The following is a 19,623-nucleotide window of genomic DNA, read 5'->3' as shown; positions in this document are numbered from 1 at the left end:
GAGTGTTTAATAGGCGTCACACCATTTGGAGAGCGAATTACTCCGGGGTGTGGCGTTTTTTTATTACTGGGAATCGTCCCAATGTCGGCTTGTAATTATGCTCATTCCACCAAATTATGGTATGTATCCATATCTTGTGCGTGGTCGTGAATGTGGAAGTCCAGAGGCAGGACTATAGATGTGATTTGATAGAGAGGGATTGAAAATAAAAAGTTATTATGTAAAATAATGTTATATTCAAATCTAGCAGTTGAAAGGATCATTTACACGAGAACGGACGAGGAGGAATAGCTCATGAACAAGAAAAGTAGATTTCAACGGTTAAAATGGGCCGGTACAGGGATGTTGCTCAGTCTCGTATTATTTGCTCTGCCTGCATCTGCTGCATGGAACGATACATATCAGGGTTACGCGACGTATACAGGCTCAGGTTACTCGGGAGGTGCAGTGTTGCTTGATCCCATCCCGGCGGACATGAAGATTACTGCACTTAATCCGTTCCAACTCAATTATAACGGTGTCAAAGCCGCTTTAGCGGGAGCCTATCTCGAGGTGCAGGGTCCTAAAGGCAAAACAACCGTCTATGTAACAGACCTCTATCCAGAAGGCGCCAGCGGAGCGCTGGATCTCTCACCGAATGCCTTTAACCTGATCGGTGACCCAAAGGCAGGTAAAATCGATATCAGCTGGAAAGTGGTCAAAGCTCCAATTCAAGGCAACGTCTCTTATCGGATCAAGGAAGGCAGCAGTCAGTGGTGGGCAGCCATTCAGGTTCGTAATCACAAATATCCGGTGCTGAAGTTCGAAGTGAAACAGAAGGATGGTACGTGGCTCAATCTTGAAAAGCAAGACTATAATCATTTCCTCGGAACTGGACTGGGCAAAGAAAAACTAAACGTTCGTATTACCGATATTCGCGGTCAGGTATTAAATGACACGATCCCGGCTCTGCCTAATGATGGGTCAGGTGGTGCATATATCGTACCGGGCAATGTACAGTTCCCCGATTGACAGATATACGAAGGTGTTATAAAAAGAAGTATGGTCATAGACGTATTCTTAACGAAAAGTCGTACACTGTACGGCTTTTTTTGTATACGAAAAGAGGAGAAAGTAACGTATGAAAAAAAGTTTGCCTTCATATCAGACAACACATCCCTATTGGAAACAGTATCAGGCCTTTTTCCCGGAAGAAGTGAGGTTAGGGGAGCATACAGTTCCTGAGGAAGAATGGTGGGAGTCAAGTGGGGTTCATCTGCATATCGATCGTTTACCTGCGCCGGAGTCTTCAATCAAAATTCTGTTCATTCATGGTGCGGGGGGCAATGGCAGGTTGCTCGCTCCGTATGCCCGCATGTTGCAGCGACATGGATACGAGGTGGTATCGCCAGATCTTCCGCCGTATGGGCTAAGTTACGCAATGTCTGGTACACGTATTAAATACGAACTTTGGATAGAGCTACTTGTTTCACTCATCGAACGGGAATACAAAAATGACGGCAAGCCAATCGTTGTATTGGGAAGTAGCATCGGAGGTATGCTTGCCTATCACACCAGTGCACGCAGCAAGCGTGTTAAGGGTTTGATCGCAACTACATTTGTAGACACGAGTAATCAGGAAATGCGAGACCAGCTTGCGCCGAATCGTCTGGTGAGCCGGGCGGGAAAACGGATGATGGATCTGTTCCCTGGTCTGCTGGATCATGCACATATTTCGGTCAAACAGGTATCCCGAATGCAACTGATTACCAATAACAAGGACTTAACCCGGCTTATTATGGATGATCCGCAAGCGGCAGCTACACGTATTCCGTTGGAATTATTAAGAACATTTCTTAATAAAAAACCGGAGGTAAGCCCGGAACAGTTCAATCAGTGTCCGGTCCTGTTGGTTCACCCTGAACTGGACCCCATGACACCGATCAGGTTCAGCCAATCTTTTTTTGATCGTCTGATGGTGGACAAGGAATGTGTGATCTTGGAAGGGGCAGGCCATTTTCCTATAGAGCAGCCAGGACTGAACCAGTTGGAGGTAGCAGTACTACGATTTTTACAACAAATTCAATGATTTAAGGTCATGATATTGCTTCAAGTACATAATTCTCATATTCGTAGTACGGACAACACCTCCCATTAAGGGAGGTGTATTTTAATGTTCTCGATATGAACTGCGCTACCGCCAACCTGAATCTGTGTGATTTCATTGGAATTGTCCAAAGTTAATCTGGCTCGGATCTCAGAGGGGCAGTTCATGGTATACCCTTGTCTGATCGTGTACGTGTGATGATGAGGATCTGTGAGTTGGTTGTACTTGTATAAATAACAGAGCATGGCACCATTGGATGTGCCTGTCGCGCTCTCTTCCGGTATATCATAAAGCGGTGCAAAATTACGGCATTCTGCCAGAACGTCCATAACATCTGATTCGAGTGTAAACACGTGATAACCTATGGCAGAATGAGTCTTGCTTATTTCAGCGATACGCTGGAAGTCAGGGTCGATTTTGGTCAGAACATCAACATCTCTAACAGCTATCATGATATCGGGTAACCCGGTAGACACAATCTGTACAGGTAGTTCGGAATGTAAATCCTCCATAGAAATGCGTAATGAGTCAGCAATCTGCTGACGGTCCACGATCTCCCCAAACTCCGGCAACGTCTGTGACAGATAGACTTCTCCATTGACTTCGATAACGACTTTAAGAATTCCGGCCAGTGTCTCCAGTGTATATGTACCAACATCAACGAGATGTTGTGTCTTCATTAGATAAAATAAAGCAATTGTGGCATGTCCACATAGATCGACTTCATCACTTGGGGTGAAATAACGCACTTTGAAATCAGCCTGATCCGACGGCATGACAAACGCAGTCTCTGAAAAACCGACTTGTCTGGCAATCTCCTGCATCTGGGTTTCAGACAAATGCGCTGCTTGTAAAACAACACCTGCGGGGTTTCCGCCATGAGCCTTGTCCGAAAATGCATGTAATGTACTTACTTCTACTTCCATCGTGTTACCTCGCTTGTTCAGTTATTGGGTTAAGATTTAACGTAATCGATAATCGAATTATATCACGATTGTTGAACGGGCTTGTGAATCCCAGATTGCTGTCAATTTTGAATGAATAGGTCAAGTGATCGCTGGGAAAGGGTAATGAAGGTAGAGAGAGTATAACGATAATCAATGGAAAGGCTGGGATTTCTAATGAAAGCAATTGTGATTGAGGAATTTGGTGGAGCGGAACAATTGAAGGAACAGGAAGTAGCCAAGCCAACATGTGGAGTGAATCAGGTATTAATCCAAACGTATGCCACGTCGGTGAATCCGGTAGACTTCAAAATCAGACAAGGTGATATGAAAGAAGCAGCGGAGAATTTTCCGTTGATTCTGGGCGGCGATGTTGCCGGTATTGTGGCTGAAGCAGGTTCAAATGTCACGAGGTTCAGAGAAGGTGATCGGGTATTTGCGCGTCCGCGTCAATTCGGAACCTATGCAGAATATGTTGCTGTTGATGCGGATATTATTGCCCGTATACCGGAGCAACTGAGTTTCGAGGAAGCAGCAGCGATCCCGCTAGCGGCGATGACGGCATGGCAGGCACTTGTGGATCACGGACGTTTAGGCAAAGGACACAAAGGACAGAAGGTACTTATTCATGCGGGTGCAGGTGGTGTGGGAACGTATGCCATTCAGATTGCCAAGTCCCTCGGCGCTGAAGTGGCTTCCACGGCAAGTGAATCAAACGAAGCGTTGCTTCGTTCGTTGGGTGTGGATCATTTTATCAATTATAAAAAAGAAGATTTCTCGGAGATTCTCTCCGATTATGATGTTGTGCTGGACACCATGGGCGGTGATATTCAACGCGATAGCTTCAAGGTGTTAAAGTCTGGCGGGCATCTGGTATCCTTGGTGGAACAACCGGATGAGAAGCTTGCCAGGGAAGCCGGAGTAACGGCCAACGTCTTCATGATGGAGCCCAAAGGGGATCAACTGGATCAGCTGGCTGAACTGGCTGCGGAAGGCAAGCTAAAATCGATTATTGAAGGAACGTACCCGCTAACTCAACAGGGAGTAAGGGAAGCACATGAGAAGAGTGAAACCCATCATACCCGCGGGAAACTGGTTATTCAGGTGCAATAGAATTCATTAACTCGTAGAAGTATTTGGACTCATGAGTCTGATATAGATTGTACCAGGCTTGTAAGGTTTCTGGTGCAAAGACATTCAACAGCTTCAACACATGCATCGTAAATTCTAACGGAGCTATTCCAGATGCAGTAACTAGATTTCCATCGGTTACTGCAGGCTCCGTTACATAATAGGTTTCTCCAGTATAATCTGGGCATATCATCTTCAGGTATTCTAAATCATTGCTTGTATGCTGTCTGGAATCCAGTATTCCTATTTTTGCAAGTGCAACTGTCGCACCGCAAATCGCCGCAATAACCGTACCCTCTTCTATAGAGGCAGCAACTTTTTTCAATAGGGGATCATGGATGGTGTCCATCCAGGTGTTTCCTCCTGGAAGAATGATGAGATCGTCACCTTTCAATGTACATTCATCAATAGAAATATGAGGAAGGATGTTCAATCCGCCCATGGTAGTTACCGGATGTTTATCCACGCCTACGGTTACGACCTGTAAAGGCTGGATCTCTTTCCTGAAATACCTTCCCGAGTTCAATTCAGCAGTTAGATATCCTACCTCCCAATCTGCCATCGTATCAAATACATATAGATATACGTTCTTCGTTTGCATCATACATGCTCCTTTTGTTTTCATGATTGAATGGATTACTCTTGTATTATAAATTAACTTCACTGACATCTACGGTCAGTGAAGTTTTTAAATTTGAAAATTAACAGCCTTAAGAACCAATATAGGGACTGCTCCCCAATTGTAGTGGAATAAGATATAATAGGAGAAATTTATTCCATTTTGTGCATGAGGTGATTAGGATGTCCAACGAACTCATTCAAGCCATTCAATTGTTAAAAGAAAAGAAATGGGTGGATCTGACCCATACGTTTGGTCCAGGCTCTCCACATTTTTCAGCTTTTGAGGCAGCACAATTCGATACCCTGTTTGATCACGATCAAGGTTTCTTTGCCCAGAGCTTCAAGTTCCCGGGTCAATACGGGACACATCTTGATGCGCCGATCCACTTCGTTCGGGATACCCGGTATCTGGATGAGCTGGGCTTGAAAGAGCTTGTGCTCCCGCTTGTGGTCATTGACCAGTCCGCCGAAGTAGAGAACAATCCGGATTTCACACTGGATGTGGAGCATATTCTTGCATTTGAAAGAGAGCATGGCGTGATTGAAGCGGGAAGTTTCGTAGCCTTACGTACCGATTGGAGCAAACGCTGGCCTAACCATGAAGCATTTGATAACAAGGATGCGGAGGGCAACAGTCATGCGCCTGGATGGTCCGTTAGTGCGCTAATGTTTTTATTTGAGGAAAGAAAGGTACAAGCCATAGGGCATGAAACCTTTGACACGGATTCGGCCGTGGATTATCAGAAGAATGGAGCACTTCTGGCAGAATATTATGTACTTGCCCAGGATACATATCAAGTTGAGCTGTTAACAAACCTGGATCAGGTGCCAGCCAAGGGCGCTGTTATTTTCAATATTGTACCCAAAGCGGAGAAAGCTTCTGGTTTTCCAGTCCGGTCTTTTGCCATTTTGCCGTAAAACGGGGTAGATCAAAAGCTGAAATAGATAAATCAGGCACAGAACTCAGAATGATACTCAAGTAGACAGCGGCTAAATAGCCGGCTGTTTTCAGTTAAGCTAACGGGCAGGATAGTGGCAAGGTAGCTCTTTGATACGGCTCATCGTAAATCATTCTATAACTTTTTGAAATTGCTTGCAGATTTAATATTGATGGTAATTGCAATTTAGCCTCACGTAATGTAAAATTACTTAACGGAAAAACATGGAAGGGGTGGGGGTATGAGGTGGAAAAGTAAGACTTATATTCAGTCGGCTTGTGTAATTTCATATTTCCATTCCATTAGGACACTAAAGCATTTATTGCTTTAGTGTTTTTATTTTATGGGGGTGTATTAATTGTCAAGGTATAAAAGAGTTCTCGTTAAGCTAAGTGGCGGAGCAGTAGCCGGAAACTCTGAATTTGGTTTTGAGCCGGAAAGATTGGACCAAATCTCTGATGAAATTATGTCAATAGTAAACTTAGGAGTTGAAGTATCATTAGTTATTGGTGGGGGTAATATTTTTCGAGGTAATATGGCGGAAAGCTGGGGGATAGAGAGGGCAGAAGCTGACAACATTGGAACACTTGCGACTGTAGTAAATAGTTTAATGCTTCGTGGAGTTCTTAAAGCCAAGACCAAAAAGGAAGTACGGGTAATGACCGCTATACCTATTACTTCAGTTGCAGAACCATACATCCGTCTAAAAGCAATTCACCACCTAGAAAAAGGTTATGTTGTAATTTTTGCAGGAGGGAACGGTCAACCTTACGTTACAACAGACTATCCTTCAGTACAAAGAGCCATCGAGGTTAATTGTGACGCTTTATTAGTTGCAAAGCAAGGTGTTGATGGTATTCTTAATGCAGACCCTAAATTTGATAAAAATGCAAAGAAATTTCGTTCGCTTCATTACAACGACGTTTTAGAACACAACTTAAAGGTAATGGACCAATCAGCTTTCATTTTGGCAAGAGACTACAATTTGCCAATGCATGTGTTTAACTTCGATAAACCAGGTTCGATGAAAGAAATCTGTGAGGGTAAGAATAATGGTACGATAATTAGTGGCGAATCAATCTTAGAGTTGGAATGAAGTATATTACAAATACTACTCTTCCTTGATTTAGCGGAACGATAGTTCCACAAAAGAGAAGTTCTATTCAAGATCCCACTCGGCCATGGAGTGGGATTTTGTTTATGTTGATATGTATATCTTGTGATCAAAAGATACTTTATGTTTTGATTCATTACGGTGATCCGTATCATAGGTAGAAGTACAGAACATTACGCTAACGGGAAACGATAGCTCAATAAATCCAACAAAGCAGCTGACCAACGTGATCGGCTACTTTAGTTCAACTAACAGGCAGGATAGTTCTATTATGGTATTATGTAGGAGTTATATTATCGGCGAGAGTCTGAAGTATTGGGGAGGTAGGTGGGTATGGAGTACAGCATACGCTTGGCAGAAAAAGAAGATATCAGAGTTTTACTTGATGTGAGAAATAACAAGGATTTATTTACAACGTATTTGAATCAACAAGAAAAAAAGGAAGTGTATCTCCTTGTTGCTGAAATGGATAGATCAACAATTTTGGGGTTCGGTCTTCTGAAACTTAATAGTTACTTATCACCCAAATTGAGTGACTTATATGTAAATGAAAATTATCGTGGCAATGGTATTGGTTCGGGTTTAATTAGACATCGTGAAAAACTTGCAAGGAAACTCGGCTATTCTGAAATATTCGTTAGTGTTGATCCAATTGGGAATCCGAAAATGATAAAGCTTATAACCAAGCTTGGATATAAAAGAATTACTGAACCATACTCAAGAACAGCTCTATTCCACAATGAAGACGGGACAACATATGAGAAAACTTATACAAGGGTTGATTTGAAGAGTCATTGAACTAACGGGAAACGTTAGTTCATAAAGCACGGGGCCGACTACAGGTTGGCAGGCTGCTCTTTTTTCATTTAGCTAACTGGCAAGAGGCAAGTAAGCTTATCAGGAACCAAGTCCAGCTAGGATTTGACCTATTGGAAGCATTAATGTGTAATTTAGCAAACTTATGGGTTAAGTCACAACTAACAAAGTCTAAATAATTCATATATGTAAATAGCAAGGGAGGCGTATTCCGCCTCCTTTTTATGTTGTTACTTTTGATCCGAGTGAGGATCTTGATTAAATCTTTGAGAGATTTTTTTCTCTGTTTTCTTACGCCGTATCCAGCGCTTGAGTATGCCTTCTTCTTTGCGTTCTTGCAGTGTTTCCTTCAAACCTTGAATCATAAATTCCGATCTTCGTCTGTCATCCCGACTAATCTCGCGTAATTCCTTAATAAATTTGTCGTCCATATCTGCCTCTCGCTTATTCAGGATAATTCCATTATACCGAACGTACGTTCTTTTATCAAGTTTTTCCATTACGAATGATTTTCGAGATCTATATAGTGAAAAGAAGCACAGGAACAATGCGCGGCATATGTGAGAATGGTACTAGAGGGTTTGAGCATAGTCCTCCATATATGAAGTTGAGAAACGAGAGAACGGAAGGAGCCATTCATGATGAAGCAGCGTATAGGCAGATCGTGGTTACTCATGTTGATGCATGGGATTCTGGGGATTGGGGCGATCGTTGGAGGCGGCATTTTAATCATCGACCCATCCGGAAGTATGGTGAATTTGCCCGCATCTTTATTGGAGAATTCTCCGTTTTCCAGTTTTTTGTTCCCGGGGATCATCCTAGTGCTGGTTCTTGGCGTGATGCCTACAATGATTGCTATTTCGCTCATCCGCTACGTTCATTGGGGGCTGGGTGAGAGACTGAATCTCTATCCTGACCGCTATTGGGCTTGGACTTTTTCCTTGTACACGGGGTTTGCTCTCATCATCTGGATTATGGCGCAGGTGTACTGGATTCAGGATGTCTCTATCATTCACTTGGTCTATTTTGCATGGGGAGTGGGTATTCAAGTTGTGACCTTATTGCCCGGGGTACAGCGAATCTATTCGAAATAAACTGCTTGTATATTGAACAAACGGCTGCCGAAAGAATCGTTGAATGATTCTTTCGGCAGTTATTTTTTATAAGCATCGAGATAATACGTGTTGTTGTAGTCATGTTGTCTACATGTTCCTTGGACTGAAAAGGGCTCGGATAAATCTAAATCATATTGACAAAGAACCATTATTCTCGCATACTTACGTAATACACTTTATAAAGTTTATTTATTAACTAGAGAAATAGTCACATGTGGTAAGTATCGCAAAATCATAATCCGCATGAAACAGGGAGGTAAGTATGGATGGTCTACGTTATTATGGCAGTTATAATTTGGGCAGGTACCTATGCAAGTATGGCCTTGTCAAATCAGCCGATGGAAGTGAAACCTGTGAAATCGATGGATGATTTGTTTGAGTGAACAAAGTAGCTCTGCCGATTTCGATCCATTGCCAGCACGATGGAACTCATGTGTTCGGGTAAGGCATTATGTTATGATATGGTGTGAAATGCATCCATACCATTGCTTTGGCTCAATTGAACCAGAGTAGAAACGAGAGGGTTATGAAAAAAGCCAATGCTACAATGATGAAATACATCAATCTGAATAATGTGCGTGAAGTCATGCAGCAGCTCGAGACGGCGACCAAACCGCAATTAGCATCACTCACCAATCTTAGTGTTGTGACCATTAATGCCCTGATCCAGGAATTATGTGATGGCGGAGAGTTGTTCCAGGATAAAGTGGTTCCCTCTAACGGCGGTCGTCCTGCTCAGGCATATCGATATAATTATAACTTCAAGCTTGCTTTGGTTCTTTACATCAAAGAGATGAAAGGCCAGGAGTTGATTTCGGCAACGGTCATGAATCTGGAGAATAAGGTTGTGTTGAAGGAAGAGAGCATTCTGCCTGCTTTCGATAAACAGCATGTGCTGCAACTTATCGCGCGTTTCGTTACGGAGTACCCCGCCATTGATATGATCGGCATCGGTATTCCGGGGCAAGCCGTAGATGGGGACATCACGGTGAGCAGTCATGAAGAGCTTATCCATTCACATCTGATACGGGAGATCGAGAGCGAGTTCCAACTGAACGTTCTCGTGGAGAATGATGTTAATGCAGCGATTAGCGGATACTGTACACAGCATGCGGATATGAAGGAACAGAGTGTAGCGGGAATTTATTTTCCGAACCGATACCCGCCGGGTATGGGCATGATGTTGAATGGACAGATGATCCGTGGGAAAAACGGGATGTTTGGTGAGATCAAGTATCTTCCATATTCACCTGATTGGAAACGCGACATGAGCAAAGATGATTTTGTAGTACAGGTATGTCATATCTTGCAAACGATTAATGCCGTTGTTGCCCCGCACCAGATTGTCATTTATCAGGAACGTGTGGAGAGAGAAGAACTTGATTTGGCGTGGAAACAGTACGGGAAGGATCACCCCATGCCGTCGTTGCCCGAGATTGTACATCAGGATTCGTTCCAACATGATTTTGATGCTGGGTTACGAGGAATGGTGCTTCAGGCGTTGAAGTCAGGCATTCTATCAGAAGCCTTATAACCCACAGTTCATGTCTGTGGCTTTTATTTTATAAGCTAACTCTTGTAAAGGAGGATTCATAATGCGTGAAGAAGAGAGAATCATGAAGGGCGTATTGTTTAGTCCAAGTGATCCGGAATTAAAGGCCATCAAAAGGCGAGCCCATAATCTCAGTCAGCGTTACAGTCAGACCTTTGAAGAACAGACTGAGGAAAGGAATCAGATATTACAACAGTTACTGGGGCAGATCGGTGAAGGTGGATTCATGCAAGGTCCCATCTTTTTTCATTATGGTGTGCATACCCGGATAGGCGAGCATTTCTTCGGTAATTACAATCTGACGATACAAGATGACGCGCAAGTGACAATCGGGGACTATACCAGTTTTGGACCCAACGTTACGATTGTTACCCCCATTCACCCCATGATTGCCAGCGAGCGGAGACAGATGGTGGACCAGAACGGTGATGTGAAGTCGCTATGTTATGCCAAACCGGTCACGATTGGTAACGATGTATGGATCTCGGCAAACGTCACAGTGTGCGGGGGCGTAACGATTGGAGACGGCTGTGTGATTGGAGCAGGTAGCGTGGTGACTCGTGATATTCCACCGCATTCTTTTGCAGCAGGCGTACCGTGCAAAGTTATTCGCAAAATTACTGATGCGGACAGCATGCGAAATTATCCCGATGTTCTGGCAGATTGCCGTGTGCTGGAAGAATAAAAAAGGCTGCCATCAGGATCAAATAGATGATCCTGATGACAACCTTTTTTTGTTATGCGTTTACTTGGAGGCGTTATATTTACTCAAGAATTCTTTTACTTTTGCAGGATCAGCTTTTAATTCATTCCCGGTCTGAACGAGCGGGCTTACTGTGGAGTATGCTTTAAGTTTGTTGTTCTTGTAGAAGCTCAAAATCTCATCCTGATTAATGGAGTACAGCACGGCTTTTCTCAGATCACTGCTCTTGGCAACTTCACGATTGGCCGTATTGAACAACAGATAGGAGACAGCGTTACTCGGCAGACTTTGCAGTTTCAGTTTGCTGTCATTTTCGATGATGTCATACTTGGTTTCAGGTACACCGTAGTATAAGTGAATTTCACTGCTGCGAAGAGCAGAGAGGGCGCTGTCTGCATCCGCGATGAATCGGACGTTAACCTGAGCAATTTTGGGCTCATCTTCCGTGCCTTTACGGTAAGCCGGATTTTTTAAGAATACACCTTCATAGTCATTTTTATAAGACAAAATGTAAGGTCCGCTAGTATAAAGGGTGTTACTGTATGCTGCGCCTTCAGTCACCGTGTTCTGGTCACCGTAAGGAATATCTTTGTTGACGTCAAAGGAAGCTACATCATATGTGTTGATGCTCTCCACTTGTTTTTTGGACACGATACCCGCAGATTGGTGAGCCAGGTAGTTCAGTACTTGTGGGAAAGGTTCAGTTGTTGTCAGTTTAACGACCTGATATTTACCTGCGCTATTATCTGCTTTGGTTTTGTCCGTCACGAGTTCTGTAATTTTGCTGCCCAATCCTTGTTCCAATGCTTCGAGGATTGTGCCGTTACCGCTGGATTGTTTGATGGATTGTAATGCACTCAGATCCGTTACAACCTCAGCTTCTTTGATGTGTTCATGCAGACTGTACGTCCGGTGATCCGGAACGGAATCTTTATTTTTAGCACGATCCAGGGAGAAGATCACATCATCTGCACCGACACGTTCTCCTGTATCTACAGCTTTTTTGTTATCAATCTTCGCAAAGTTGATATCGTCTCTGAGAATGAAGTAGTAGTCCGAATTACCTTCAGCAATACTGAAGTTATGGGACAGTGATCCATCTGCTGTCAGCTGATCGTCATCTGTCAAGTTAACGAGACGTACATACATATTGGTGTTCAACTGGTTGATGGAGCCGTCGTTTCCTTTGATTGGATCAAGGGAAGTCAGTACGGATGCACTTTGCGTCAGAATCAACGGGTCTGTGGCATTTTTGGAGCTGTCCTTGAACTCAATCGGTTCCCAAGCCATGGCGCGGGATTTGGAGAGACGAACGGTGTCGACATTCAGAATGTCTTTGTTCACAGCCTGACTTTTCAGGGAAATGTACAAAGGAGCGATATACGCCTGATCCGTTACCAAGCGATCTTCCAATTGTTTGTACGTGTCTTTGTACTCATCTGGAGTTTGAGTAGCTGCCTGATCGATGAGTTTATCAAGTTCCCCATCTGCAAGGATACTGTAATCTCCACCTGTTTTGAAAAGGGAACGCACTGCATAATCGGGATTTCCCGTTACCGTTGTCCAGCTGGACAAGGCAATGTCATAATTCCCTGCATCCTGCTGGGATTTGAAGCTACCGTAATCCGGCTGCAGGTTCAGCTTCACATTGAAGCCGTTTTTAGTCAGCTGGTCGCGGACAATGTTTACATCATTTTCGGAAGAACTCATGGCGAGCAGTTCAATGTCTGCCGGTTTTTGTGCAGTTTCTGTTGTGTCCGCTGGTGCGGTCTCCGCCTGGGATTCGGTTTTCGTTTTTACACTGCAGCCGGAAATCACAATGACGAGAATTAATAGCAATGAGATCAGTGTACGTTTTTTCATGGGATTACCCTCCATATCTTGAATGTGTGATGTGTGAATTCTTTTTTCTATATCATTCATTTCAACAACTCATTTAGGCCTTCTCCAGCTTGGGATCAAGCGCATCACGCAGACCGTCACCGAGAAAGTTAAACGAAAGAACCAGCAGAATAATAGCCAAGCCTGGATAAATCGCCAGATAAGAGTGGGTCTCCAGGTATGTACTGCCGAGCTTCAGAATGTTACCCCATTCCGGAATATGCGGCTCCACGCCGAGTCCCAGATAACTCAAACTGCTGGTAGCGATAACAGCTCCACCAATCGTGAGTGTGGACTTGATAATCATGGGCGCAAGGGAGTTGGGAATAATGTGTTTGAAAATAATCGTACGATTGTTGTACCCCAGTGCACGTGCAGCTTCCACAAATTCAAAAGTAGATACATAGAGCACACTGGCTCTCATGGTACGGGCATACGTTGGAATCGAACCCAGACTCAGCGCCAGAATGAGATTGACCGTATTGGCTCCAAACGCCGCAATAATGGCAATGGCGAGCAGAATCCCTGGAATCGCATAGAGAATATCGAGCAGCCGCATGATGATGTTATCCGTATGCCTTCCGTAGAAACCGGAGAATGCTCCGAGGACTCCACCGATCAACACAGGAATGATGGTCGACATGCAACCTACGATCAAGGAGATTCGGGCACCAAATACAATCCGGGAAAATAAACATCGTCCGAAGTCGTCCGTTCCCAACGGATACGCAAGGGAAGGGGGTTGAAGCAGAGCGGAGTAGTTATTTTCCACAGCCATGCTGTAATCAAAGGTAAAGAAGCTGCAAATCGATATCGAGAACAGAAAAATGATAAAAAACAAACCGGACATGGCAGTCATATTTGGAGCAAGTCGCTCCCACAGATCATTCCAGAAGTTTGATTTTTGTTTCCCCTGTCTGCGAATGCGTCCAATAATGGAAATGCCGAGCAATAGGGCAAATACATTACCTGTGATTGAGGTCAGAATCAGTATTACACTGACACCGATCATCCAGCGAGGGAGGATAGAGGTCGCGTTATATCGGGATACGATAATCAGTACGACCAGGTCGATGACCAGCATAAATATGAGCACCGCCATGGCTGGCAGAAAGTTATCAGCCACATAGGGTTTGAAAACATTTAACGCAGATACACCGATGACGAACAGCTGAGTTAACAGCATATACACCGCAAAGGTATACTCCACATTCCTCGCTTTTCGAATCAGATGAAAGGCTGCCGTTACGATAAATATATTGCCTGAAATGATAGCAAGTAGCTGAACCCAGGCTAACCTGCGAGTCAGAGCAGAGACCGTACCGGTACGGATCAAGTCTTTTCGAATCCGAAGGGTGATGACACTTTGGACCAGTGTGAAGAATACATAGATCCCAAGTATCGTTAGCAGAAATGGTTTGAACGTCTGCCCGCTCCAGTCATAACTGTTGAATAGCAGCAAGGCAGTCAAGAGAAGGGACGTGATCCAGGCGAAGCTGGCCTGACTGTATTCTCGAGAAGACTTAAGCCGGAAACGCATTTCTTGTGTTAAGGACGAGTTTGTCATAATACACCTGCTTTAAGAGGTAGTTCAACACACACTTTAATATTGTTTCATCTTGGAGCGCACTCTTGGATCAATAAAAGCGTACAGCAGATCAACCGCTACATTGATAATGGAGATCGTAATGGCTGTGTAGATTACTCCGCCCATGATACTCGGAATATCGGGGATGAATTGTTTATCCACAATATAGCTACCGAGACCGCTGATATTAAACACTTTCTCCGTCACTGCTGCCCCGCCAAGCATGGCTCCGAATTGAAGTCCAACCACCGTTACGATTGGAATCAATGCATTACGTACAGCGTGTTTCAGCATGACCTGACGTTCGCTTAACCCCTTGGCGCGGGCGGTCATCACATAATCCTCATGAATGACTTCCAGTGTAGAAGACCGGGTCATCCGTGCCACCGCAGCCGTTAGTCCCGTGCCCAGCACAATGGTTGGCATAATGATCGACAGCCAGTTCTGCGGGTTGAAGGTGGCGGGAAGCCACTGCAATTTGATCGAAAAGTTCAGAATGAAAATAAGTCCTTGCCAGAAATTTGGGATCGATAATCCAATCAGAGCGATGAACATAAACGTATAATCGAACCATGAATTAGGCTTAATCGCTGAGATGATACCGATGGGTAATGCAATGACGAGTGCTAACAGCAGGGAGATGACCGCCAGCGTCAATGTAATTGGAAACTTTCTTGCAATCGTTGCTGTGACATCTTCATTTCCTGCAAAAGACTTGCCAAGATCGAAGAGAGCAACTCCCTTAATATTGTTCCAAAGCTGTGTAAGATAAGGCTGATCCAAGCCATACACCTGATTGAATGCTGCAATCTGTTCCTGCGTTGCTGTCTCTCCGAGAATGTTAGCTGCCGGGTTGAACGGAGACAGATACAAAATCGTAAATACGAGTGTGGCTACGCCCAGAATGACAAATACCGTCATCAGTATTCTTTCAAATATGTACTTTAGATAAGGATTTCCATACAAAAACAGGATGCTATACATCAGACAGCCTGGAATAATGGATATCGCGAAAAACCATGGTTTTTCGATAAGGGTATGGAATGTATCGGCCATCGTAAGACGTTGACTTCCCTGTTCCTGAAGTATGCGAGACGTCCGCTCCTTCAACTCTTTCTGAACCGTTTCTTCCAACCATTCCTCTGTCTGACGTCTGAATTCTTCCTCACTGACCTGTTGCTGGAAAAAACGGTGTTTGCGACGCAGCTGTTCTTCCACTTCCAACTTCAGCTTGTTCCGGTAGGAAGAAGCAAGCAGTTCTTGCTCAGCCGTCTGCCTGGCAGCTACCCAGCCGTCATTTTTTCGATTCGAACGCCATATTAGAAACACGACCAGATTGATCGGTAATCCAAGAATGAACAGAACATATCGGTAGGAAGGATGAAGCAGCATTTTGCCATAAATAAAACTTAAATTGTGCACCAACCGCGAGAGTCTGCTGCCTTCTGCAAGATTCAAACCAAGCGTGCCTCCTTTCATTCAGGTTTAAATTGCATTATTCCGATTGATATAGTATATATTATTTAGGGTCTAAACAATTGTCAAGGAATTAAATGGTATACATATGAGATGAGTGAATGTGAAAAAACGGATGAGAGCTGGTGATGACATGGAACCTTTACTGAAAGTTAATGATCTATCTGTCTCTTTTCACTCAGGAGAGAGTGAGTTTCAGGCAGTGCGAGAAGTGAGTTTTGAAGTGCGAAAAGGCGAGACGCTGGGCATTGTAGGCGAATCGGGCAGCGGAAAAAGTGTAACCGCACGTTCCATTATGAGGCTGCTTGCATCGCCGCCTTCACAGATGAAAAATGGAGAGATTCTATTTAAAGGGGTCGACCTGGCCAATAAAACGCAGAAAGAGATGGAGAGCATACGTGGGCGTGATATTGGTATGATCTTTCAGGACCCGATGAGTTCTCTTAATCCGACTATTAAAGTGGGTAAACAGATCTCCGAAAGTCTAATCAAACACCAGAAGGTGTCCAAAAGGGAAGCCAAGAAACAGGCGATTGCCATGATGGAGCGGGTGGGGATAACTCGTAGTGAAATACGCTACAACCAATATCCACACGAATTCTCCGGAGGCATGCGCCAGCGGGTCATGATTGGTATTGCACTTGCTTGTCGTCCTGAATTGCTCATTGCCGATGAGCCGACAACCGCACTGGACGTTACCATTCAGGCACAGATTCTTAATTTGATGAAAGATATGCAGGACCAACTGGGCACATCGATTATCCTGATCACGCATGATTTGGGCGTAGTAGCAGGCATGTGTGATCGGGTTGTTGTTATGAAAGAAGGACAGATTGTGGAAACCGGGACTACAACAGAGATTTTTGCTAATCCCAAACACCCGTATACGATCAGACTTCTGAATGCATTACCACGTCTGGATCAGAAGAAAAAGCCAAAACCGGTATCGTTGGTCCCGAGAGATCTGGAAGACGATCAGCCGTTGCTTGAGGTGAAATCACTCAGACAACATTTTAATCTGGGCAAAGGTAACACCTTAAAGGCTGTTAATGATATCAGTTTTCATATTCGTCAAGGAGAGACGCTTGGCGTTGTAGGGGAATCCGGTAGCGGAAAATCAACCACGGGCCGTGCCATTCTGCGGTTGCATGAGCCAACAGGTGGAGATGTACTGTTTAAAGGAGTCCCGCTCAATCGCTTGTCAGCTTCTGAGATGAAAACGATGCGCAGACATATGCAGATCATCTTCCAAGACCCCTATGCATCTCTGAATCCCAAAATGAGGATTATGGATATCATTGGAGAAGCCCTTGATATTCATCAACTTGCAGGTACAGCATCTCAGCGGGAGAAGAGGGTGGAGGAACTACTGGAGATGGTGGGTCTTGACCCTACCCATGCTCAGCGTTATCCACATGAATTCTCGGGTGGACAGAGACAGCGGATCGGTATTGCACGAGCTCTGGCTGTGGAACCTGAATTCATCGTATGTGATGAGCCATTGTCAGCACTGGATGTATCGATACAGGCTCAGATCGTACAGCTACTTGAAGAGTTGCAGCAACGATTAGGTTTGACGTATCTCTTCATCGCGCATGACTTGTCCATGGTCAAACATATCAGTGACCGAGTGGCTGTCATGTATAACGGGAAAATTGTGGAGTTGGCTGAGAGTGAAGAACTCTATTCCAACCCGCAACATGCCTATACCAAGGCATTACTGTCTGCTATTCCTGTGCCTGATCCGGCGGTAGAAGCGAAGAAAAAGAGACATGTTGTCAAAGAAACAGCTAGAGAAAATGTTGAAGTAGAGGACCGTTATAATCTGGAACATTCCAAGTGGGTAGAAGTCACGGAAGGGCACTGGGTAGCCATATCTAGTTAGATAGTGCAACATATAGTTTTTTTCAACGACAAAAGAACCCCGACGATGATCTCCTTAGATCGTTATCGGGGTTGAGTTATATGTTCTTCGTATAATGGTAGTAATCAAAAGCGATTATTTGAATTGAACCGATTTTTTGATGGTATCAATCTCGGCTTTGGTCTTATCATCCATGTAAGTGAAGATGAAGTTGAAAGCATATCCTTCAATAATTGTACTATAGTAATCTTGAGTAACGGTTGAACCGTCACCTGGATCCATCGTGATTTGCATCAGATCCATCTCTTTACCACCGATGGTTTCCGTTGTCATTTCCTTATAATCGTAAGGGAACTGGCTATCCACCATGAATTTTTTGGTTGCTTCCAGGTAGTCTTTACCTGTACGGATGCCTTGTAACAAGCTCACTTTCTCAGCAATAGCCATAGCGGAAGGGCCAACTTGACCGCCGTCCAATGGGTACTTTGAAGCCATAAGCAGATTCAATGTTTTGGTCTGAGACAGTTCAATTTGTTTTTTCTTCGTTTCATCATCACCAGCAATCGCTTCGGACGAAGCACTTGTCAGCTCATTCATGCCTGCAGCATCCTGGAACTCCCATGCTTCCGGGAACTTCAGAGATACGCCAAAGTAGTCATTGGTATAAGAACCTTTTTCCGTAGTCCCCAGCTCAACGTCTTGGGAATTATCCGTTTCCTTGGACTCTTCGCTTGCTGGTTCTGTGTTATCTGTCTCTTCCGTATTTGCTGTTTCGGAATCAGTGCCAGTCGTTGTTTCTGTCGCGGCAGGTTCTTCTGTTGCAGTTGTGTTATCTGCCTTGTCACCACAAGCGGCGGCAACCAGCATAATCATAATGAGCATGGCGAATAAAGAAGCTTTTTTTGGAATTGTCATATTACCCTCCTGAAATGTGTGTGTGTTTGTTTTTCTCTCTCTACATGTTGCCTGCTTCCTAAATTGTAGCACAAACGTTCCCATATACTACCTATAGGAATCTATAGGGGTCTTCTATACATAAGACATTCGGCTGGCAATTGAAACAGCTTCTGTGCTGGATTGCACACCTAATTTGTTAAAAATCACTTTTTTGTGATGATTCACGGTGCATTCCTTGATCTTTAATTTCAAAGCAATGGCTTTTACCGTGAGGCCTCCGGCTATCATCTCCAGAATGGTTAACTGACGCTCGGTGAACTCTACCGTTGGTTTGTCGCACAGTTCAGCTGTCTGTTGACTCTGATAACAGTTCTGCATGTACGCTGGAATTAGCTTGGCAATGGCAATTAGTTCACCTTGCATATCTGCATTAATGGTGGACACATCCAGATAACCTACATGTTGCGATCCCATGAACAGAGGTGCGGCGTAACAATGCCAGCTTTGAAAATAAGGACTTTCATGCTGCTCGGGCAGCAGCACTACAGGCTCGTTGCTGTCCATCGTTACAGATATGGCGTTAACTCCACAGCTCTGTGCAGTGAAGAACATGCCCGGACGAATGGGGGAATGTTCTACTACAGTTTTAAGATCTGAACTGTAATTCATAGAGAGGAGCACACCGTTGGTATCGGCGAGTAGAAAAAGATAAGTGCCCGTTAAATTCTCTTGGATAACCGAGATACTGTTCTGGAATGCATGAATCAGGAAATGATTGATTTTATGAAGCCTGTCCAGACTGGATTTTGGTAAATAGTCGAACGGAGCCGTTCCTGCTGCATGCGAGCAAGTTGGAGACTCTTCGTGTCGTGAGGCAAATGTGATGGCAGGCATGTT

Annotated in this window: 18 protein-coding genes; 10 read left to right on the top strand and 8 right to left on the bottom strand. The window is 44.2% G+C overall.

Annotated elements, in window-relative coordinates; all coding sequences use genetic code 11:
- The first annotated feature begins 294 nt into the window (after positions 1–294).
- Positions 295–1,011 carry an expansin EXLX1 family cellulose-binding protein gene (locus MHI12_RS22340; protein ID WP_036668609.1) on the top strand — a complete coding sequence of 239 codons (717 nt, stop codon included), beginning with the start codon at positions 295–297 and terminating at the stop codon, positions 1,009–1,011.
- 109 nt (positions 1,012–1,120) lie between these two features.
- A complete protein-coding gene (locus tag MHI12_RS22335) occupies positions 1,121–2,068 on the top strand; it encodes an alpha/beta hydrolase (protein ID WP_405170366.1) in 948 nt (315 codons plus the stop codon).
- Between the two features lie 65 nt (positions 2,069–2,133).
- Here the strand turns inward: MHI12_RS22335 and MHI12_RS22330 are convergent, their stop codons facing one another.
- Complete coding sequence (locus MHI12_RS22330; RefSeq protein ID WP_405170365.1) at positions 2,134–3,012, bottom strand: PhzF family phenazine biosynthesis protein; 879 nt, start codon at positions 3,010–3,012, stop codon at positions 2,134–2,136.
- A 195-nt stretch (positions 3,013–3,207) separates the two neighbouring features.
- On the opposite strand from MHI12_RS22330, the gene MHI12_RS22325 reads away from it, so the two are divergent.
- Positions 3,208–4,143, top strand: coding sequence for an NADP-dependent oxidoreductase (locus MHI12_RS22325; RefSeq protein ID WP_405170364.1), 936 nt, complete (start codon positions 3,208–3,210; stop codon positions 4,141–4,143).
- Here MHI12_RS22325 and MHI12_RS22320 read toward each other — a convergent pair.
- Entirely contained in the window at positions 4,127–4,762 is a 636-nt protein-coding gene (locus tag MHI12_RS22320; protein WP_405173035.1) for a type 1 glutamine amidotransferase family protein, read from the bottom strand. The genes MHI12_RS22325 and MHI12_RS22320 overlap by 17 nt on opposite strands.
- A 200-nt stretch (positions 4,763–4,962) precedes the next feature.
- Between MHI12_RS22320 and MHI12_RS22315 the strand changes: the two genes are divergently transcribed.
- From MHI12_RS22315 to MHI12_RS22305, 3 genes are all read left to right on the top strand, one after another.
- Positions 4,963–5,700, top strand: a complete 738-nt coding sequence (locus MHI12_RS22315) for a cyclase family protein (protein ID WP_405170363.1) — start codon at positions 4,963–4,965, stop codon at positions 5,698–5,700.
- Between the two features lie 378 nt (positions 5,701–6,078).
- Entirely contained in the window at positions 6,079–6,816 is a 738-nt protein-coding gene (gene pyrH, locus MHI12_RS22310; RefSeq protein ID WP_405170362.1) for a UMP kinase, read from the top strand.
- Between the two features lie 351 nt (positions 6,817–7,167).
- On the top strand, positions 7,168–7,632 hold the full coding sequence (locus tag MHI12_RS22305; RefSeq protein ID WP_405170361.1) for a GNAT family N-acetyltransferase: 465 nt from the start codon (positions 7,168–7,170) through the stop codon (positions 7,630–7,632).
- Between the two features lie 248 nt (positions 7,633–7,880).
- Here MHI12_RS22305 and MHI12_RS22300 read toward each other — a convergent pair whose 3' ends face one another.
- Positions 7,881–8,081: a hypothetical protein gene (locus MHI12_RS22300; RefSeq protein WP_026080945.1), complete on the bottom strand. Its 201-nt coding sequence runs from the start codon at positions 8,079–8,081 to the stop codon at positions 7,881–7,883.
- A gap of 207 nt (positions 8,082–8,288) precedes the next feature.
- On the opposite strand from MHI12_RS22300, the gene MHI12_RS22295 reads away from it, so the two are divergent.
- The 3 genes from MHI12_RS22295 (at position 8,289) to MHI12_RS22285 (ending at position 11,002) form a co-directional block, all read left to right on the top strand.
- Complete coding sequence (locus MHI12_RS22295; RefSeq protein ID WP_405170360.1) at positions 8,289–8,744, top strand: hypothetical protein; 456 nt, start codon at positions 8,289–8,291, stop codon at positions 8,742–8,744.
- Between the two features lie 547 nt (positions 8,745–9,291).
- Complete coding sequence (locus MHI12_RS22290) at positions 9,292–10,299, top strand: ROK family protein (protein ID WP_341008408.1); 1,008 nt, start codon at positions 9,292–9,294, stop codon at positions 10,297–10,299.
- Between the two features lie 61 nt (positions 10,300–10,360).
- Positions 10,361–11,002, top strand: a complete 642-nt coding sequence (locus MHI12_RS22285; protein WP_405170359.1) for a sugar O-acetyltransferase — start codon at positions 10,361–10,363, stop codon at positions 11,000–11,002.
- A gap of 60 nt (positions 11,003–11,062) precedes the next feature.
- Here MHI12_RS22285 and MHI12_RS22280 read toward each other — a convergent pair whose 3' ends face one another.
- The 3 genes from MHI12_RS22280 to MHI12_RS22270 form a co-directional block, all read right to left on the bottom strand.
- Complete coding sequence (locus tag MHI12_RS22280; RefSeq protein ID WP_405170358.1) at positions 11,063–12,883, bottom strand: ABC transporter substrate-binding protein; 1,821 nt, start codon at positions 12,881–12,883, stop codon at positions 11,063–11,065.
- Positions 12,884–12,956: 73 nt separating this feature from the next.
- On the bottom strand, positions 12,957–14,468 hold the full coding sequence (locus MHI12_RS22275; protein WP_405170357.1) for an ABC transporter permease: 1,512 nt from the start codon (positions 14,466–14,468) through the stop codon (positions 12,957–12,959).
- A gap of 36 nt (positions 14,469–14,504) precedes the next feature.
- Entirely contained in the window at positions 14,505–15,947 is a 1,443-nt protein-coding gene (locus tag MHI12_RS22270; protein WP_405170356.1) for an ABC transporter permease subunit, read from the bottom strand.
- 151 nt (positions 15,948–16,098) lie between these two features.
- On the opposite strand from MHI12_RS22270, the gene MHI12_RS22265 reads away from it, so the two are divergent.
- Positions 16,099–17,850: a dipeptide ABC transporter ATP-binding protein gene (locus tag MHI12_RS22265; RefSeq protein WP_405173034.1), complete on the top strand. Its 1,752-nt coding sequence runs from the start codon at positions 16,099–16,101 to the stop codon at positions 17,848–17,850.
- Positions 17,851–17,964: 114 nt separating this feature from the next.
- Here MHI12_RS22265 and MHI12_RS22260 read toward each other — a convergent pair whose 3' ends face one another.
- Positions 17,965–18,744: a hypothetical protein gene (locus MHI12_RS22260; RefSeq protein WP_405170355.1), complete on the bottom strand. Its 780-nt coding sequence runs from the start codon at positions 18,742–18,744 to the stop codon at positions 17,965–17,967.
- A gap of 114 nt (positions 18,745–18,858) precedes the next feature.
- Positions 18,859–19,620, bottom strand: coding sequence for a LuxR C-terminal-related transcriptional regulator (locus tag MHI12_RS22255; RefSeq protein WP_405170354.1), 762 nt, complete (start codon positions 19,618–19,620; stop codon positions 18,859–18,861).
- Positions 19,621–19,623 lie beyond the last annotated feature (3 nt).

Origin of the sequence: Paenibacillus sp. FSL H8-0280 (assembly GCF_045040665.1) — a bacterium.
Classification (GTDB): Bacteria; Bacillota; Bacilli; order Paenibacillales; family Paenibacillaceae; genus Paenibacillus; species Paenibacillus xylanexedens_A.
The sequence above is the reverse complement of the archived record's forward strand: the minus strand, read 5'-3'. Positions and strand labels throughout refer to the sequence as shown.

What these genes read in the sequence shown, in the direction of transcription:
- MHI12_RS22340 (WP_036668609.1), top strand. Translation starts at nt 295, where the DNA reads ATGAACAAGAAAAGTAGATTTCAACGGTTAAAATGGGCCGGTACAGGG.
- MHI12_RS22335 (WP_405170366.1), top strand. Translation starts at nt 1,121, where the DNA reads ATGAAAAAAAGTTTGCCTTCATATCAGACAACACATCCCTATTGGAAA.
- MHI12_RS22330 (WP_405170365.1), bottom strand. Translation starts at nt 3,012, where the DNA reads ATGGAAGTAGAAGTAAGTACATTACATGCATTTTCGGACAAGGCTCAT.
- MHI12_RS22325 (WP_405170364.1), top strand. Translation starts at nt 3,208, where the DNA reads ATGAAAGCAATTGTGATTGAGGAATTTGGTGGAGCGGAACAATTGAAG.
- MHI12_RS22320 (WP_405173035.1), bottom strand. Translation starts at nt 4,762, where the DNA reads ATGCAAACGAAGAACGTATATCTATATGTATTTGATACGATGGCAGAT.
- MHI12_RS22315 (WP_405170363.1), top strand. Translation starts at nt 4,963, where the DNA reads ATGTCCAACGAACTCATTCAAGCCATTCAATTGTTAAAAGAAAAGAAA.
- MHI12_RS22305 (WP_405170361.1), top strand. Translation starts at nt 7,168, where the DNA reads ATGGAGTACAGCATACGCTTGGCAGAAAAAGAAGATATCAGAGTTTTA.
- MHI12_RS22300 (WP_026080945.1), bottom strand. Translation starts at nt 8,081, where the DNA reads ATGGACGACAAATTTATTAAGGAATTACGCGAGATTAGTCGGGATGAC.
- MHI12_RS22295 (WP_405170360.1), top strand. Translation starts at nt 8,289, where the DNA reads ATGATGAAGCAGCGTATAGGCAGATCGTGGTTACTCATGTTGATGCAT.
- MHI12_RS22290 (WP_341008408.1), top strand. Translation starts at nt 9,292, where the DNA reads ATGAAAAAAGCCAATGCTACAATGATGAAATACATCAATCTGAATAAT.
- MHI12_RS22285 (WP_405170359.1), top strand. Translation starts at nt 10,361, where the DNA reads ATGCGTGAAGAAGAGAGAATCATGAAGGGCGTATTGTTTAGTCCAAGT.
- MHI12_RS22280 (WP_405170358.1), bottom strand. Translation starts at nt 12,883, where the DNA reads ATGAAAAAACGTACACTGATCTCATTGCTATTAATTCTCGTCATTGTG.
- MHI12_RS22275 (WP_405170357.1), bottom strand. Translation starts at nt 14,468, where the DNA reads ATGACAAACTCGTCCTTAACACAAGAAATGCGTTTCCGGCTTAAGTCT.
- MHI12_RS22265 (WP_405173034.1), top strand. Translation starts at nt 16,099, where the DNA reads ATGGAACCTTTACTGAAAGTTAATGATCTATCTGTCTCTTTTCACTCA.
- MHI12_RS22260 (WP_405170355.1), bottom strand. Translation starts at nt 18,744, where the DNA reads ATGACAATTCCAAAAAAAGCTTCTTTATTCGCCATGCTCATTATGATT.
- MHI12_RS22255 (WP_405170354.1), bottom strand. Translation starts at nt 19,620, where the DNA reads ATGCCTGCCATCACATTTGCCTCACGACACGAAGAGTCTCCAACTTGC.